General features: G+C 55.4%; 17 protein-coding genes. 15 read left to right on the forward strand and 2 right to left on the reverse strand.

What is annotated here, in order from left to right; genetic code table 11:
* Position 1: 1 nt before the first annotated feature.
* From M3223_RS08125 to lipB, 3 genes are all read left to right on the forward strand, one after another.
* Positions 2-985, forward strand: coding sequence for an alpha-ketoacid dehydrogenase subunit beta (locus M3223_RS08125; protein WP_251560769.1), 984 nt, complete (start codon positions 2-4; stop codon positions 983-985).
* Positions 986-1,077: 92 nt separating this feature from the next.
* Positions 1,078-2,463 (forward strand): dihydrolipoamide acetyltransferase family protein, encoded by a 1,386-nt coding sequence (locus M3223_RS08130; RefSeq protein WP_251560770.1) that lies wholly within the window; start codon positions 1,078-1,080, stop codon positions 2,461-2,463.
* 47 nt (positions 2,464-2,510) lie between these two features.
* Positions 2,511-3,185, forward strand: a complete 675-nt coding sequence (gene lipB / locus M3223_RS08135) for a lipoyl(octanoyl) transferase LipB (RefSeq protein ID WP_251561015.1) — start codon at positions 2,511-2,513, stop codon at positions 3,183-3,185.
* A 131-nt stretch (positions 3,186-3,316) separates the two neighbouring features.
* Here the strand turns inward: lipB and prli42 are convergent, their stop codons facing one another.
* Positions 3,317-3,415, reverse strand: a complete 99-nt coding sequence (gene prli42 / locus M3223_RS08140; protein WP_251560771.1) for a stressosome-associated protein Prli42 — start codon at positions 3,413-3,415, stop codon at positions 3,317-3,319.
* Positions 3,416-3,567: 152 nt separating this feature from the next.
* On the opposite strand from prli42, the gene M3223_RS08145 reads away from it, so the two are divergent.
* Positions 3,568-4,698 carry a M20/M25/M40 family metallo-hydrolase gene (locus tag M3223_RS08145; protein ID WP_251560772.1) on the forward strand — a complete coding sequence of 377 codons (1,131 nt, stop codon included), beginning with the start codon at positions 3,568-3,570 and terminating at the stop codon, positions 4,696-4,698.
* An 85-nt stretch (positions 4,699-4,783) separates the two neighbouring features.
* On the opposite strand, the gene mciZ is transcribed toward M3223_RS08145, so the two are convergent.
* Entirely contained in the window at positions 4,784-4,972 is a 189-nt protein-coding gene (gene mciZ, locus M3223_RS08150) for a Z-ring formation inhibitor MciZ (protein WP_251560773.1), read from the reverse strand.
* 78 nt (positions 4,973-5,050) lie between these two features.
* Here mciZ and M3223_RS08155 point away from each other — a divergent pair, with 78 nt between their 5' ends.
* The 11 genes from M3223_RS08155 to sigF all read left to right on the forward strand — a co-directional run bounded on the left by M3223_RS08155 (position 5,051) and on the right by sigF (position 12,817).
* Positions 5,051-5,632 carry an NUDIX hydrolase gene (locus M3223_RS08155; protein WP_251560774.1) on the forward strand — a complete coding sequence of 194 codons (582 nt, stop codon included), beginning with the start codon at positions 5,051-5,053 and terminating at the stop codon, positions 5,630-5,632.
* Positions 5,633-5,734: 102 nt separating this feature from the next.
* Positions 5,735-6,370, forward strand: a complete 636-nt coding sequence (spoIIM, locus tag M3223_RS08160; protein WP_251560775.1) for a stage II sporulation protein M — start codon at positions 5,735-5,737, stop codon at positions 6,368-6,370.
* Positions 6,371-6,457: 87 nt separating this feature from the next.
* The gene (locus M3223_RS08165; RefSeq protein ID WP_251560776.1) at positions 6,458-6,916 is read left to right on the forward strand and encodes a Fur family transcriptional regulator; all 459 of its coding nucleotides are present in this window, start codon (positions 6,458-6,460) and stop codon (positions 6,914-6,916) included.
* Positions 6,917-7,074: 158 nt separating this feature from the next.
* Entirely contained in the window at positions 7,075-7,311 is a 237-nt protein-coding gene (locus M3223_RS08170; RefSeq protein ID WP_251560777.1) for a DUF4227 family protein, read from the forward strand.
* Positions 7,312-7,522: 211 nt separating this feature from the next.
* A complete protein-coding gene (locus M3223_RS08175) occupies positions 7,523-8,491 on the forward strand; it encodes a tyrosine-type recombinase/integrase (RefSeq protein WP_251560778.1) in 969 nt (322 codons plus the stop codon).
* A gap of 28 nt (positions 8,492-8,519) precedes the next feature.
* Positions 8,520-9,341: a purine-nucleoside phosphorylase gene (locus tag M3223_RS08180; protein WP_251560779.1), complete on the forward strand. Its 822-nt coding sequence runs from the start codon at positions 8,520-8,522 to the stop codon at positions 9,339-9,341.
* A 112-nt stretch (positions 9,342-9,453) separates the two neighbouring features.
* Positions 9,454-9,627, forward strand: coding sequence for an aspartyl-phosphate phosphatase Spo0E family protein (locus tag M3223_RS08185; RefSeq protein WP_251560780.1), 174 nt, complete (start codon positions 9,454-9,456; stop codon positions 9,625-9,627).
* Between the two features lie 301 nt (positions 9,628-9,928).
* The gene (locus tag M3223_RS08190; RefSeq protein WP_435368003.1) at positions 9,929-11,116 is read left to right on the forward strand and encodes a D-alanyl-D-alanine carboxypeptidase family protein; all 1,188 of its coding nucleotides are present in this window, start codon (positions 9,929-9,931) and stop codon (positions 11,114-11,116) included.
* Positions 11,117-11,231: 115 nt separating this feature from the next.
* A complete protein-coding gene (gene spoIIAA / locus M3223_RS08195; RefSeq protein WP_251560782.1) occupies positions 11,232-11,585 on the forward strand; it encodes an anti-sigma F factor antagonist in 354 nt (117 codons plus the stop codon).
* Positions 11,582-12,043, forward strand: a complete 462-nt coding sequence (gene spoIIAB, locus M3223_RS08200; RefSeq protein ID WP_251560783.1) for an anti-sigma F factor — start codon at positions 11,582-11,584, stop codon at positions 12,041-12,043. Before spoIIAA ends, spoIIAB begins: the two co-directional genes overlap by 4 nt.
* Positions 12,044-12,061: 18 nt before the next feature.
* A complete protein-coding gene (sigF, locus tag M3223_RS08205) occupies positions 12,062-12,817 on the forward strand; it encodes an RNA polymerase sporulation sigma factor SigF (protein WP_251560784.1) in 756 nt (251 codons plus the stop codon).
* The last annotated feature ends 114 nt before the right edge of the window (positions 12,818-12,931 follow it).

A 12,931-nucleotide genomic window follows, 5' to 3' on the forward strand; every position in this document is an offset into this window, starting at 1 on the left:
CATGCCGGTAATGGACTATATTGAAGCAATTCGTCTCGCCATGAAGGAAGAGATGGAGCGCGACCCCGACGTATTTGTGCTCGGCGAGGATGTTGGCGTAAAGGGCGGAGTATTTACGACGACTAAAGGGCTGCAGGAGCAGTTCGGCGAAGCTCGCGTCATGGACACGCCGCTATCGGAGTCGGCGATTGCAGGCGTCGCCATTGGCGCTGCCATGTACGGCATGAAGCCGATCGCTGAAATGCAGTATTCGGACTTTATGTTTCCGGCTACGAATCAGATCATTAGCGAGGCGGCCAAAATCCGCTATCGTTCCAATAACGATTGGACTTGCCCGGTCGTCATCCGTGCGCCGATCGGCGGCGGCATTTTCGGCGGGCTGTATCATTCCCAGTGCCCGGAATCGGTCTTTTTTGGCACGCCGGGACTTAAAATCGTCGCGCCTTACACGCCTGCTGACGCCAAGGGGCTGCTGACGGCGGCGATTCGCGATCCCGACCCCGTCCTCTTTTTTGAAAATAAAAAGTGTTACCGCTTGATTAAAGGTCCGGTACCCGAAGGGGACTACGAGATCGAAATCGGCAAATCCAATGTGCTGCGGGAAGGCGACGACATTACGGTCATCAGCTACAGCTTGCCGCTGCATTTTGCAATGCAGGCAGCCGAGGAGCTGGCGGAGGAAGGCATTAACGCGCATATTCTGGATCTGCGTACGCTTCAGCCGCTGGACAAGGAAGGCATTCTGGCAGCTGCGCGCCGCACCGGCAAAGTGCTCATCATTCATGAGGACAACAAAACCGGCGGCATCGGGGCTGAAGTGTCAGCCATTATCGCTGAGGAAATGCTCTATGAGCTGGATGCGCCGATCCGCCGTTTATGCGGTCCTGACGTCCCTGCGATGCCGATCAATCCTCCGGGCGAGAAGTTTTTTATGCTGAATAAGGATAAAGTGCTTGAAGCGATGAGAGAGCTGGCGCTCTATTAATACAGTGAATCACCACAATGTTTGATAGGTAATGTATCCCGAGGGCAGCGCGCCAGCTTCCGGCTGCAGCTGTCCCGGCAAGGAGCGATACGATGAAAGCAACGATACAGGAGATCGTTATGCCCCAGCTGGCCGAATCGGTCGTAAGCGCGACAATTGAGCGCTGGTTGAAGCAGCCTGGAGATCAGGTGGGCATGTACGAGCCGTTATGCGAAATTATTACTGAAAAAGTCGGAGCGGAAATTCCATCCACGATTACGGGCACGCTCGTTAAAGTGCTGGTCGGAGTCGGGGAGACGGTAGAGGTCGGGACTCCGATCTGCCTGATTGAAACCGAAGCCGGAGCAGGCGCGGCAACGGAAGCGCCGTCAGCTGCAGCACAGACGCCGGACTCTGCGGTTGAGGCTGCGCCGCCAGGCCCGGCCCGGCCGCAGCTAGGCGATTCAGCAATGCGCGGCCGTTATTCACCGGCTGTTCTGCAGCTGTCCTCACAGCATGGAATTAATCCGGCCGATATCCCGGGCACAGGAGCAGGCGGACGCGTAACGCGGAAAGATATTTTAGCCTATGTCGCAGGCGGAGGCGCCGCAACGGGTGCAGCAGCCGGACGACGGGCAGCATCTTCTGGCCAAACGGCAGCAGCCCAGCCGGAATCGACGATGATTCAGCCCGGCGACCGCATTGTCGAGGCAAAAGGACCGGTACGCTCTTCGGGACTTCATCTTACGGAAACGCCGCGTATTCCTTCTGTTGAAGTAGAGGGACAGTCGATCCCTGGGCGCGGTGAATATTTTATTGACGTAACGCCTGTACGCAATACGATCGCTTCCCGCATGCGCCAGAGCGTGACGGAGATTCCGCACGGCTGGATGATGATTGAGGTGGATGTGACCAATCTGGTCGTATTGCGCAGCAAGCTTAAGGACGACTTCAAAAAGCGCGAAGGTACAAATTTGACGTACTTAGCCTTTTTCATCAAAGCGGTCGTCAATGCAATCAAGGACTTCCCGATTATCAACTCCGTTTGGGCGGTTGACAAAATTATTGTTAAACGGGACATCAATATTTCTCTGTCGGTCGGTACGGAGGATTCTGTTGTCACTCCGGTCATTCGCAACGCCGACCAGAAAAATATCGCCGGCCTGGCGCATGAGATCGAAACGCTTGCCCGCAAAACGCGGGACGGCAAGCTGAAGCTGGACGATGTGCAGGGCGGCACCTTTACCGTCAACAACACAGGCTCCTTCGGGGCAATTCTCACTCAGCCGATTATTAACTACCCGCAGGCGGCAATTATTACGTTTGAGTCGATCGTCAAACGGCCGGTCGTCATCAACGACATGCTGGCCGTACGCTCAATGGCGAATATTTGCTTGTCGCTGGACCATCGGATTTTGGACGGTGTAATCTGCGGCCGCTTCTTGCAGCGGGTGAAGGAGAACCTGGAGAGCTATAATTCGGAAACGCAGCTGTACTAAAGGCTGCGCGGGCATCCAGAGCAGGAGGATCACAGGTGGAAACGAATATCATCACGCGGCCGTTGGCCGCACGTTACATTAACAGCATTGACTATGGCGAAGCCTGGGACCTGCAAAAAGAATACGTCGGCGAAATCGATCGGGGGGAGCGCGTGGAAACGCTGCTCCTCCTTCAGCATCCGCCGACGTATACGCTAGGTACGGACCGGCATCCCGAGCATTTGCTGCTGGCTCCTGAAGAGCTGCGCGAGCGAGGCATTTCGGTCTACGAGATTGACCGAGGCGGAGACATCACCTATCACGGCCCCGGCCAGCTGGTTGGATATCCGCTTATGTATTTGGATGCCAAAGGGCTGAATCTGCACGGTTTTTTGCGGGATTTGGAGCAGGTCATCATTGACTGGCTGGCGGATTACGGCATTTCGGGCAGCCGCAAGCCGGAATACACCGGGGTGTGGGTCGGGGATGACAAAATTGCTGCGATCGGCATTAAATTTAACAAGTCGCGTCTGCGCCGGGGATTTGTGACGAGCCACGGCTTTGCGCTAAACATTAAAGCAGGTATCGGAAAGGAAGGCTTTACCGGTATTGTTCCGTGCGGGATTCAGGAGTTTGGGGTAACCTCTTTTGAAGATTTGACCGGACAAACGATGGAGCTGGAGCGCGCCGCGAGGGAGATATTGCCTCATTTTATGAAACGGTTCGGCTTTCATCCCGCCTGACGCTGATAGAGCAAACGCAAAACGGGACGGCCCCTTTGAAGGGCAGTCCCGTTCTTCTAAGGCAGTTGTCAGGCCGGCAACAACGGCTAAATGCGGCCGAAAAGCCGGACGTTAAGCCTGTGAAATAACGCTTACAGCAGCAGGCCGATGCTGGAAAGAATCGTGGTCACCAGGAGGGTGATCAGCACGACATAAACAACGATTTTGACGGCGCGATTTGGTTGGTTCAACTTGATCCTCTCCTTCCGGGGCGGACAACCCATATGACTCTATTGTAACGAATCAGAGGGGTAAAAGCCAAGCTGACATTACGGGAAAATAGCGGATTACCTATCCAAAATCGATTGAATGAAACTTTACATAATAGAGGACGGTGGCTGTAATGATAAACCGCAGCAGGCTGATCGAAGAATTTATGGGATTGGTACAGGTAGACAGCGAAACGGGTCATGAAGCCGCTATTAGCGAGGTTCTGAAGGCCAAATTCGCCGAGCTGGGCCTGGCGCTTGAGGAGGATGAAGCTGCGGCTGCGACTGGACACGGCGCGAACAACCTGTTTGCAACGCTGGCAGCCAACGGCTCGAACGGGACTCCGATTATTTTTTTTACCTCGCATATGGATACGGTGAAACCCGGAAACGGAATTAAGCCGCGCCTCGACGAGGACGGCTACTTGCGAAGCGACGGCACGACCATTCTCGGCAGCGATGACAAGGCGGGACTGGCTGCGATGTTTGAGGCAATCCGCGTGCTCAAGGAAACGGGCGCCAAACACGGCGAGGTGCAGTTTGTCATTACCGTTGGCGAGGAATCGGGTTTGGCCGGAGCCAGGGCGCTTGACCGCTCAAAGCTGCGTGCGGAATTCGGCTACGCGCTGGACTCCAACGGTGAAATCGGCGGCATCGCGACCGCTGCGCCTGCCCAGTCCAAGCTGACGATCCACGTAACGGGCCGCTCCGCTCATGCCGGCGTCAACCCCGAAGACGGAATCAGCGCGATTCAGGTTGCATCCAAAGCGATTGCGCGTATGCCGCTTGGGCGCATTGATCACGAGACGACGGCTAACATCGGCAGCTTTGAAGGCGGCGGGGCGACCAACGTCGTTTGCGATTATGTAAAACTGCTGGCGGAGGCTCGGAGCATCGACGGCGACAAGCTGAAGCGCCAGGTAGAGGCGATGCGCAGCTCGGTGGAGCAAACGGCGGCGGAGTTCGGTGCTTCGGGCAAGCTGGAGGATCTCCTCCTGTACCCATCCTACAATCATGGCGACGATTCACCGGTTGTGCAGGCGGCTGCCGAGGCGATTCGCTCCATTGGCTTGACGCCGCGGACGTTCCATTCCGGCGGCGGCAGCGACGCCAATATTTTCAACGGGTTAGGCGTGCCTACGGTCAATCTTGCTATTGGATACGAGCATATCCACACGACTAAAGAGCAGCTTAAAGCGGATGATCTGGTTCGCACGGCTGAACTGGTGACGGCGATTATTACGCGCACGGCAGCTCAGGGCTAAATGGTTTAACTAAACGTGTTCGCTCACAGAGTCGATGACCAGCAAGGTTTTGAGGGGCTTCAGCCCCCTCAGAGGCAGCTCCGATTTATGATCGCCGGTTCAACAAGGACTGCAATTGTCCAGGCGCCGCATTTTCGGCCGCTCCTCCGCGCGTTGAACGATCTTTCAACTTTCCGGGCTTGTCCGATTCGCGGCTTAATTTGCGCAGCGTGTGGCGAATTTCCCATGCTTTTCCAACAAGCCGAAGCTCTTTTTCACCCAAGTACATTTTCATCCGAAATCCCGCCCTCCGATAGAAGATATGACCACGATATGCGGAGATGGGACAAGTTATTCCAAGGAGGAACAGCGCATGAGTGACACAAAACAGGCAGGCAGCATGCCCGGACCGGAAATTACGCTTTCCAGCGAGACCAAGTTCCAGGGGAAAATCATTTCGCTTCAGGTGCATGAGGTACAGCTGCCTAGCGGCGCGACGTCAACACGGGAAATTATCCGTCACCCCGGCGCAGCGGCGGTAATCGCCATTGTGGACGGAAAATTGCTGACGGTTGGGCAGTACCGGAAGCCGATGGACAAATACCAGGTGGAAATTCCAGCCGGCAAGCTGGATGCGGGAGAAGATCCGGCTGTATGCGCAGCGCGCGAGCTGAAGGAAGAGACGGGCATTACCGCCGCTTCGGTCCGGCTCGTCGACGCGTTCTACACATCACCCGGATTTGCGGACGAGAAGGTGTATCTTTACGTAGCAGAAGGACTGGAGCAGGGAGAAAGTCAGCCTGACGAGGATGAGGAGCTGCATGTAGAGGCGCTCACAATGGAGCAGGCCGAGGATTATATAGAACGCGGACTAATTGGCGACGCCAAAACGCTTATGGCCGTTTATCTATGGAAGCTTTCCAAGCATACCGGACAGATCGGTCTGCGCGGCTGATGTCAGGTTGCGACATCTAGGCGGCATAACAAGCATCATATTCTCCTCTTCCTGAGCATATGCTGTCCTCAACGGACTTGCTTCGGAGAGGGAGGGGCAAATATGCTTGCTGCGGCGGTAAAAAAGGGTACGGAGCAGCGTGTGCTGCTCCTTTTTTTGACGATTCTGTTCGGTGCAGGCGTTATATTCGGAGCGCTTCTGGCCAGCGGGCTCGACGGGGATCAGCGGAGCGTGCTGCAGGAGGAGCTGAACGTGTTCCTGCTGCAGCTGGCCCAGCATGGTTCCGGAGACGAGGGCGGTAAAGCGGAATTTTGGCAAAGCTTCTGGCTGCACGGCCGCTGGCTGCTCGTCATTGCGCTGATGGGCTTGGCGGTCATTGGCCTGCCGGTCATTCTGGCGCTTGATTTTTTCAAAGGCGTGCTGGTAGGCTTCGCCGTGGCAACTTTGGCGATCCAGCATGGCGGAAAAGGCCTTGCCTTCTCGCTTCTGTCGGTGCTTCCGGCGAATTTGCTCAGCGTGCCGGCATATCTTGCGGCAAGCGCGGCTTCTATATCATTCGCAACGTTTATAATCCGCTTCCGCCTCATCCGCCGTTCCGGATCGCTGCTGCCCGCAGCTTCAACGCTTGCGGTTACAACCGCCGGGATGCTCTTGGTGCTTGCCGGGGCATCGGCGCTTGATGCGTGGTTGTCGCCCGCGCTCATGGCTTGGGCTGCGGAGTGGCTCATTGCGGGCTGAATCATTGACTTGGGGTTCAGCTTGCAACTATAATAGATTCATAAGTGCCGGCGGCTAGCCGGTTTTCTTGTGGCAAGGGGGAAAGTTATGGAAGCCCGGATTGATTCCATTAAGCAGCAGCTCCAGTCGCAGGGCTACAAGTTGACCCCGCAGCGTGAAGCAACCGTACGCGTTCTCCTCGAGAACGAAGAGGATCATCTCAGCGCCGAGGACGTGTTCATGCTCGTCAAGGACAAAGCGCCTGAGATCGGTCTCGCTACCGTTTACCGCACGCTGGAGCTACTAACGGAGCTGCACGTCGTGGAGAAGATGAACTTCGGCGATGGCGTGGCCCGCTATGACTTGAGAACAGATAACAGCAAGCATCATCATCATCATTTGATTTGTGTGCAGTGCGGATCGATGGAAGAGATCAAGGAGGACTGGCTCGGACCTCTAGAGGAACGGCTGGAACTAGAATTCGGATTCACCGTGCTGGACCACCGCCTGGATTTCCAAGGCATTTGCCGGCGTTGCCGGGAAGCCAACGATTCGAAGAAGCCCTAACAGCTCCGTATTCATCGTCCATCCCTATTTACGGGCTGGCGATGAATGCCGGAGCTGTTTAATTTAATCGGTCCCCTCAAGGCTCCAGCGGAGGACCGGGACATAACCCTTTCCTGCTGCGCATACCTTGTCTTATGGGAAAGGGGGCGGCCCGGGAAATGATCGTCTCTGTGCGCAGATGGTTGTCCAGGCTTGTTTTTGCGGCAATATTTGCTTGTTTAACCGCCATTGTATATGAAGGCTTTCAGCTCGCTCAAGTCTGGATCAGGCCGCTTGATCCGTACGCGGTTCCACGCGGACAGGCGCTGAAAGTATTCGAACAGCCGTACGAGGTCCCGCCGGAGGGCGGCTCCATCATGGATCGTTTGCGCTGGTTTTATTACAATGGCGAATGATTGCCTGCGATCAACTCGATAACCGTAAGCGATGAGCCCGGGACAGCTGTTCCGGGCTGATTTTTTGCGTAAGCCGCTTTAGCCGCAGCAGCGAAATGGATTTCATAAAAATGCATTGAAGCGGCGGCTTTGTGACAAAATGAAGGCGCTTTAACGGATGTTTGCAGAACGGCATCCGAGCGTCTATACTGTGGAGCGAGGGGGGAAGGAAATGGACCTTACTCAGTGCCTGTATGCCTGGCTGGACGAGCTGCAGAACGGCCGCAGAGTGTCGCCGGCAACTTACGATGCGTACAAACGGGATTTGGAGCATGCAATCGGCTGGCTGGAAGGCCAAGGGTTGTCCACAATCGGCAGCGTAGGACGCCATCATCTGACGGCTTATCTGAAGGCTTGCCGCGAGGAAGGCAGCCGCAGCTCGACGGTCAGCCGCCGCCTTGCATCCATCCGTTCCTTTTACCGTTTTTTGACTAAGGTCGGTTACACCGACCGCGACCCCTCCATGCATGTGGAGCTGCCCCGCGGTGAGTTGGCGAGGCCCGTGCCGCTGACGCTGGACCAGGTAGAGCAGCTGCTCAATGCCCCGGAGACGGATTCTCCGGCCGGACTGCGCGACAAGGCGATGCTTGAGCTGCTGTACGGCTCCGGCGTCCGCGTGTCCGAGCTGCTGGCGATGAAGTCCGGCGATCCTCAGCCGGGTCTTGGATATGTCAAAGTGTGCTCCCCGCGCAACAAAGAACGAATTGTGCCGCTTGGCCAAATTGCCGCAGGCTGGATGGCGCTTTATTTGCGCGAGGGCAGGCCGGTGCTGCTGGAACAGCGGGCCGGAGCGAGCTCTTTGGCCCGCAAGGGAGTTGCCGGCCCGGACCAGCTTTTTCTGAATGTGTCGGGGGAGCCGCTTTCCCGGCAAGGATTTTGGAAAATCATCAAGAAGCATGCCCGCAGCTCCGGCATCGAGGACGGCGGAGCGATTACGCCGCATACGCTGCGCACCTCATTCGCCGCTCATATGCTGGAGCGGGGGGCCGATCTGCGGGCCGTGCAGGAAATGATGGGGCATGAGGGCATCGTGTCGACCGAGCGTTACGCCGGACCCGACCGGCCCAGAGTCAAGGATGTGTACGAACAAGCGCATCCCCGTTCCGGCGTCCGCATTGAAGGCAGCCGGAACGACAGTTAATTTTTAATGACGAGAGGACGATTGACAAATGAACACACAAGCCAAACAAATCCAGGAAGCCGTAGAGTTTATTCGTTCCCAAAGCCCGGTCAAGCCGCAGGTCGGTTTAATTATGGGTTCCGGACTCGGCGTACTGGCTGATTATATTGAACAAGCTGTAACGATTTCCTATAGCGATATTCCGCATTTTCCGGTTTCTACGGTTGAAGGCCATGCTGGCGAGCTTCTGGTAGGCACTCTGTCCGGCGTTCCGGTCGTGCTCATGAAGGGCCGCTTCCATATGTACGAAGGTTATGGGGCTGAGCTTACGGCGTTCCCAGTCCGCGTCATGAAAGCGCTTGGAGCGGACAAGCTGGTCGTTACAAACGCAGCGGGCGGCATCAACACCAACTTCGCGGACGGCGACCTGATGCTCATTTCCGATCATATCAACTTCACGGGCCGCAACCCGCTCATTGGACAAAATGACAACAATGTCGGCGTGCGCTTCCCTGATATGTCCGAAGGTTACAGCCGCCGCCTGCGCGACGTGGCCAAAGGCATTGCGGATGAGCAGGGCTTCCAGCTGCGCGAAGGCGTGTATTTGGCTGTTATGGGTCCTTCTTACGAGACTCCGGCGGAAATCCGCATGATGCGCACGCTGGGGGCGGACGCAGTCGGCATGTCCACGGTGACAGAGGTCATTGCGGCTAACCATTGCGGCATGGAAGTTGTTGGAATTTCGTGCATTACGAACATGGCAGCAGGTATTTTGGATCAGCCTTTGTCGCACACAGAGGTCATTGAAACGACAGAACGTGTCAAATCCCGCTTTTTAAGTCTTGTGCAAACGCTTGTTTCACGTCTTTAGTACTAGAAATGGGCTGAAAATAATTCTTTAGTCTCGACGGGTTATGACAGCCTTTTTCTACTCTCCGTTATATGATGACCGTGACCAATCATGAAACTTGGAGAGGAATGTAATGACGGAAAACGTTCAGCTGCATCAGCAAATCGAAAGACTGCGGGGCCAGATGGTAGAAACGGCAGCGCTGCATAACACGCTGTTTGACGGAGAGGTCCTGCAGATTAGCCAATCTCTTGACCTGCTTATCGTTCGGGTGCAGGAAGAGAGATTGACTCGACTGCGCAAATAATTCGCCTTAAGCCTTCGGCTCAAGGATCGCAAAGCGGGCAAGCTTGCCCGCAGCTTTCGACGTTTACTGCGTCGGAGCTGCGGCGGCTCTGCCCGTTATTTGTGTTTTCTAGCGGAATAACCTTCTGTTAAATGGGCGATACTGGAAACAAGTAGAATGCCGTCTGTCTCTAGCGACAGCGGCAGTTGACCCATTCACTAGGAGGGAACATGTGTTGAAACGAAGAATATCGGTTATTCTTGCCGCTGCCGTAGCTGTACTCCAGCTGACCGCAGCCGCTCCCGCCTTTGCGGGAACCGCAATGCCGCAGGAGCAGCCTGCGTTTGCTTACGTTAACCCGGACACCGGACTGCAGCTGCCAAGCGCGCTGGACAACACCGAAGCCAATGTGTCAGGCGCACCGTCGGCAACCGGAAGCGATCTCGCTCCGTCCGCCCGTTCCGCCATTGTGATGGATGCGGATAGCGGGACGATCATTTACGAAAAAAACAGTCATGACAAGCTGCCTCCGGCCAGCATTACGAAAATTATGACGATGCTGCTTGTAATGGAGGCCATTCAAGACGGCAAGCTGAAGCTGACCGACAAAGTTTCGACGAGCGAATATGCCGCATCGATGGGCGGCTCGCAAATTTTTCTGGAGCCCGGCGAACAGATGACGGTGGACGATATGCTGAAGGGCATCGCGATGGCTTCCGGCAATGACGCGTCTGTCGCAATGGCTGAAAAAATCGGCGGAACCGAGGCTGAATTTGTCGCGATGATGAATGCAAAAGCGGCTCAGCTTGGCCTCAAGGACACGAGTTTTGCCAATCCGAACGGACTTCCGGCGGCGAATCACTACACCTCGGCGCATGATATTGCCGTTATGTCGCGCGAGCTGCTCAAGCACAGCCAAATTACGAAATATACCGGACAATACCAGGACTACTTGCGGAAGGACAGCGAGAAGCCGTTTTGGCTGGTCAATACGAATAAACTCGTTCGTTTTTACACTGGAGCGGACGGGCTGAAAACCGGGTATACGAGCGAGGCTAAATACTGTTTGTCTGCTACCGCGAAGCGGGATGGAATGAGGCTTGTTGCCGTCGTTATGGGCGAACCGAACACCAAAACGCGCAATGCCGAGGTGTCGGGCATGCTGGATTATTCATTCGCGCAGTACGCCAACTATCCGATTTTGAAAAAAGGCGACAGCATGGGAACGCTGACGGTTGAAAAAGGCGTACAAGGAAAGCTGCCGATTACGGCTCAGCATAACTACAGCATTCTGATGAAAAAAGGCGCCGCAGCTAAAGACATCCGTCATGAGATCGTCTGGGACGGCCCTGTAAAAGCTCCGGTTAAACTTGGGGATCGCGTCGGCAAGCTGATTGTGTATCAGGGCGATAAGGTCATCAAGGAATTCCCGCTTGAAATGCCGGTATCCGTCGAACGCGCCGGCTGGTGGAAGCTGTTTAAACGCTCCACAGGCAGCCTGTTCAGCTAAATCGGCGAGAAATGTCATAGCCTGACGGCCTGCTTCTAGTTTTGTCGTCAGGCAGGAAAGCGGCGCTGCAAAAGAGAAATCTTCCACCATTCAACGGGAGGAGTGTGCAGCGCCAATGAGTCTTCATGTGGATCTGGAGCATCAGCGCCATGTTTTGATTGTCCGATTGCAGGGCGAGCTTGACCATCATACAGCCGACACGGTGCGGGTCCGAATGGAGGAAGCGATTCTGAGAGGCGGCAGCACCGATGTGGTGCTGAGCTTGAAGGATTTGGCTTTCATGGACAGCTCTGGCCTTGGCGTTATTCTCGGCCGTTATAAGCTGCTTAAAAGCCGTGGCGGAAAAATGGTCATCTGCGAGGCCAGTCCTGGTGTTTACCGGCTGTTCGAGCTGTCGGGGCTGTTCAAAATTATGCCGATTCATGACAAAGAGAGCGAAGCGCTCTCAAGCCTGGAGGTGGCTTTATGAGCGAGCGTCAGCAGGCCGGGGCCAATGAAATGAAGCTGAGCTTCAGCGCCAAATCCGAAAACGAAGCTTTTGCCCGCGTTGCCGTCGCTGCGTTCATTTCGCAGCTGGACCCGACGATGGAGGAGCTGAACGATCTTAAGACGGTCATCTCCGAAGCGGTAACCAATTCAATTATTCACGGCTACGATAGCAACTCCAGCAAAATGGTGCATATTCGCGCAGCAATTAGCGGAGATTCCGTTACGATTGTCATTGCCGACGAGGGCAATGGCATTGAGGATCTGGAGCTTGCGCGCCAGCCGCTTTACACGTCCAAGCCGGAGCTGGAGCGGTCCGGCATGGGCTTTACGATTATGGAGAATTTCATGGACAGCTTTGAGGTGACCAGCGAGCCCGGACGCGGTACGCAAATCGCCATGACCAAGCGCATTGAATCCAAAAAAGCGCTGTACAATTAGGCGCATAGGGGCTGAATCATGGATGCCGATCTGAAAAAGAACGCGGGCCCGTTTTTGGACGATGCAGAGGTGAAGCGACTGATCGCGCTGAGCCAGTCCGGGGATACGCTTGCCAGAGATACGCTGGCCCGCTGCAATATTCGTTTGGTGTGGTCTGTCGTGCAGCGTTTCATGAATCGCGGTTATGAGCCGGAGGATTTGTTCCAAATCGGCTGCATCGGGCTGCTCAAGTCAGTTGACAAATTCGATCTTAGCTATGACGTGAAATTCTCCACCTATGCGGTTCCGATGATTATCGGAGAAATTCAGCGGTTTCTTCGCGACGACGGCACGCTTAAGGTGAGCCGCTCGCTCAAGGAAACGGCGAACAAGGTGCGCAAGGCGAAGGATGAGTTGTCCAAAACGCTCGGCCGGCTGCCGACAATCAGCGAGGTGGCGGAATTCCTCGGCATCACGCCGGAGGATGTCGTGTTTGCGCAGGAAGCGAATAAACCGCCTTCTTCCATTCACGAAACGGTGTTTGAGAACGATGGCGATCCCATCACGCTGATGGATCAGATTGCCGACGAATCAAGTGAGCGCTGGTTCGACAAGCTGGCGCTGAATGAAGCGATCGGAGGCCTGAGCGAGCGGGAGCGGCTCATCGTTTATCTGCGCTATTACCGCGATCAAACCCAGTCCGAGGTGGCTGGAAGGCTGGGCATATCCCAGGTTCAGGTATCGCGCCTGGAGAAAAAAATATTGCAGTCCATTAAAGACCAGATCGCCCAATGACGGGCGGTCTGGTTTTTTTTGGCTGTGCAAAAAAAGGCATGGATAAGAGTAGCGGCAGCAAGGCTGTTCCATACTAACCAGGAGACGGAAATGTTGCCGGAAGGAGGCGGTGCC

The sequence above is a fragment of the Paenibacillus pasadenensis genome, assembly GCF_023715725.1.
Taxonomy (GTDB): Bacteria; Bacillota; Bacilli; order Paenibacillales; family Paenibacillaceae; genus Paenibacillus_O; species Paenibacillus_O pasadenensis_A.

Bases quoted from the DNA above. Each gene is read 5' to 3' on its own strand.
- M3223_RS08125 (WP_251560769.1), top strand. From the start codon at position 2: ATGCCGGTAATGGACTATATTGAAGCAATTCGTCTCGCCATGAAGGAA.
- M3223_RS08130 (WP_251560770.1), top strand. From the start codon at position 1,078: ATGAAAGCAACGATACAGGAGATCGTTATGCCCCAGCTGGCCGAATCG.
- M3223_RS08145 (WP_251560772.1), top strand. From the start codon at position 3,568: ATGATAAACCGCAGCAGGCTGATCGAAGAATTTATGGGATTGGTACAG.
- mciZ (WP_251560773.1), bottom strand. From the start codon at position 4,972: ATGAAAATGTACTTGGGTGAAAAAGAGCTTCGGCTTGTTGGAAAAGCA.
- M3223_RS08155 (WP_251560774.1), top strand. From the start codon at position 5,051: ATGAGTGACACAAAACAGGCAGGCAGCATGCCCGGACCGGAAATTACG.
- spoIIM (WP_251560775.1), top strand. From the start codon at position 5,735: ATGCTTGCTGCGGCGGTAAAAAAGGGTACGGAGCAGCGTGTGCTGCTC.
- M3223_RS08165 (WP_251560776.1), top strand. From the start codon at position 6,458: ATGGAAGCCCGGATTGATTCCATTAAGCAGCAGCTCCAGTCGCAGGGC.
- M3223_RS08170 (WP_251560777.1), top strand. From the start codon at position 7,075: ATGATCGTCTCTGTGCGCAGATGGTTGTCCAGGCTTGTTTTTGCGGCA.
- M3223_RS08175 (WP_251560778.1), top strand. From the start codon at position 7,523: ATGGACCTTACTCAGTGCCTGTATGCCTGGCTGGACGAGCTGCAGAAC.
- M3223_RS08180 (WP_251560779.1), top strand. From the start codon at position 8,520: ATGAACACACAAGCCAAACAAATCCAGGAAGCCGTAGAGTTTATTCGT.
- M3223_RS08185 (WP_251560780.1), top strand. From the start codon at position 9,454: ATGACGGAAAACGTTCAGCTGCATCAGCAAATCGAAAGACTGCGGGGC.
- M3223_RS08190 (WP_435368003.1), top strand. From the start codon at position 9,929: ATGCCGCAGGAGCAGCCTGCGTTTGCTTACGTTAACCCGGACACCGGA.
- spoIIAA (WP_251560782.1), top strand. From the start codon at position 11,232: ATGAGTCTTCATGTGGATCTGGAGCATCAGCGCCATGTTTTGATTGTC.
- spoIIAB (WP_251560783.1), top strand. From the start codon at position 11,582: ATGAGCGAGCGTCAGCAGGCCGGGGCCAATGAAATGAAGCTGAGCTTC.
- sigF (WP_251560784.1), top strand. From the start codon at position 12,062: ATGGATGCCGATCTGAAAAAGAACGCGGGCCCGTTTTTGGACGATGCA.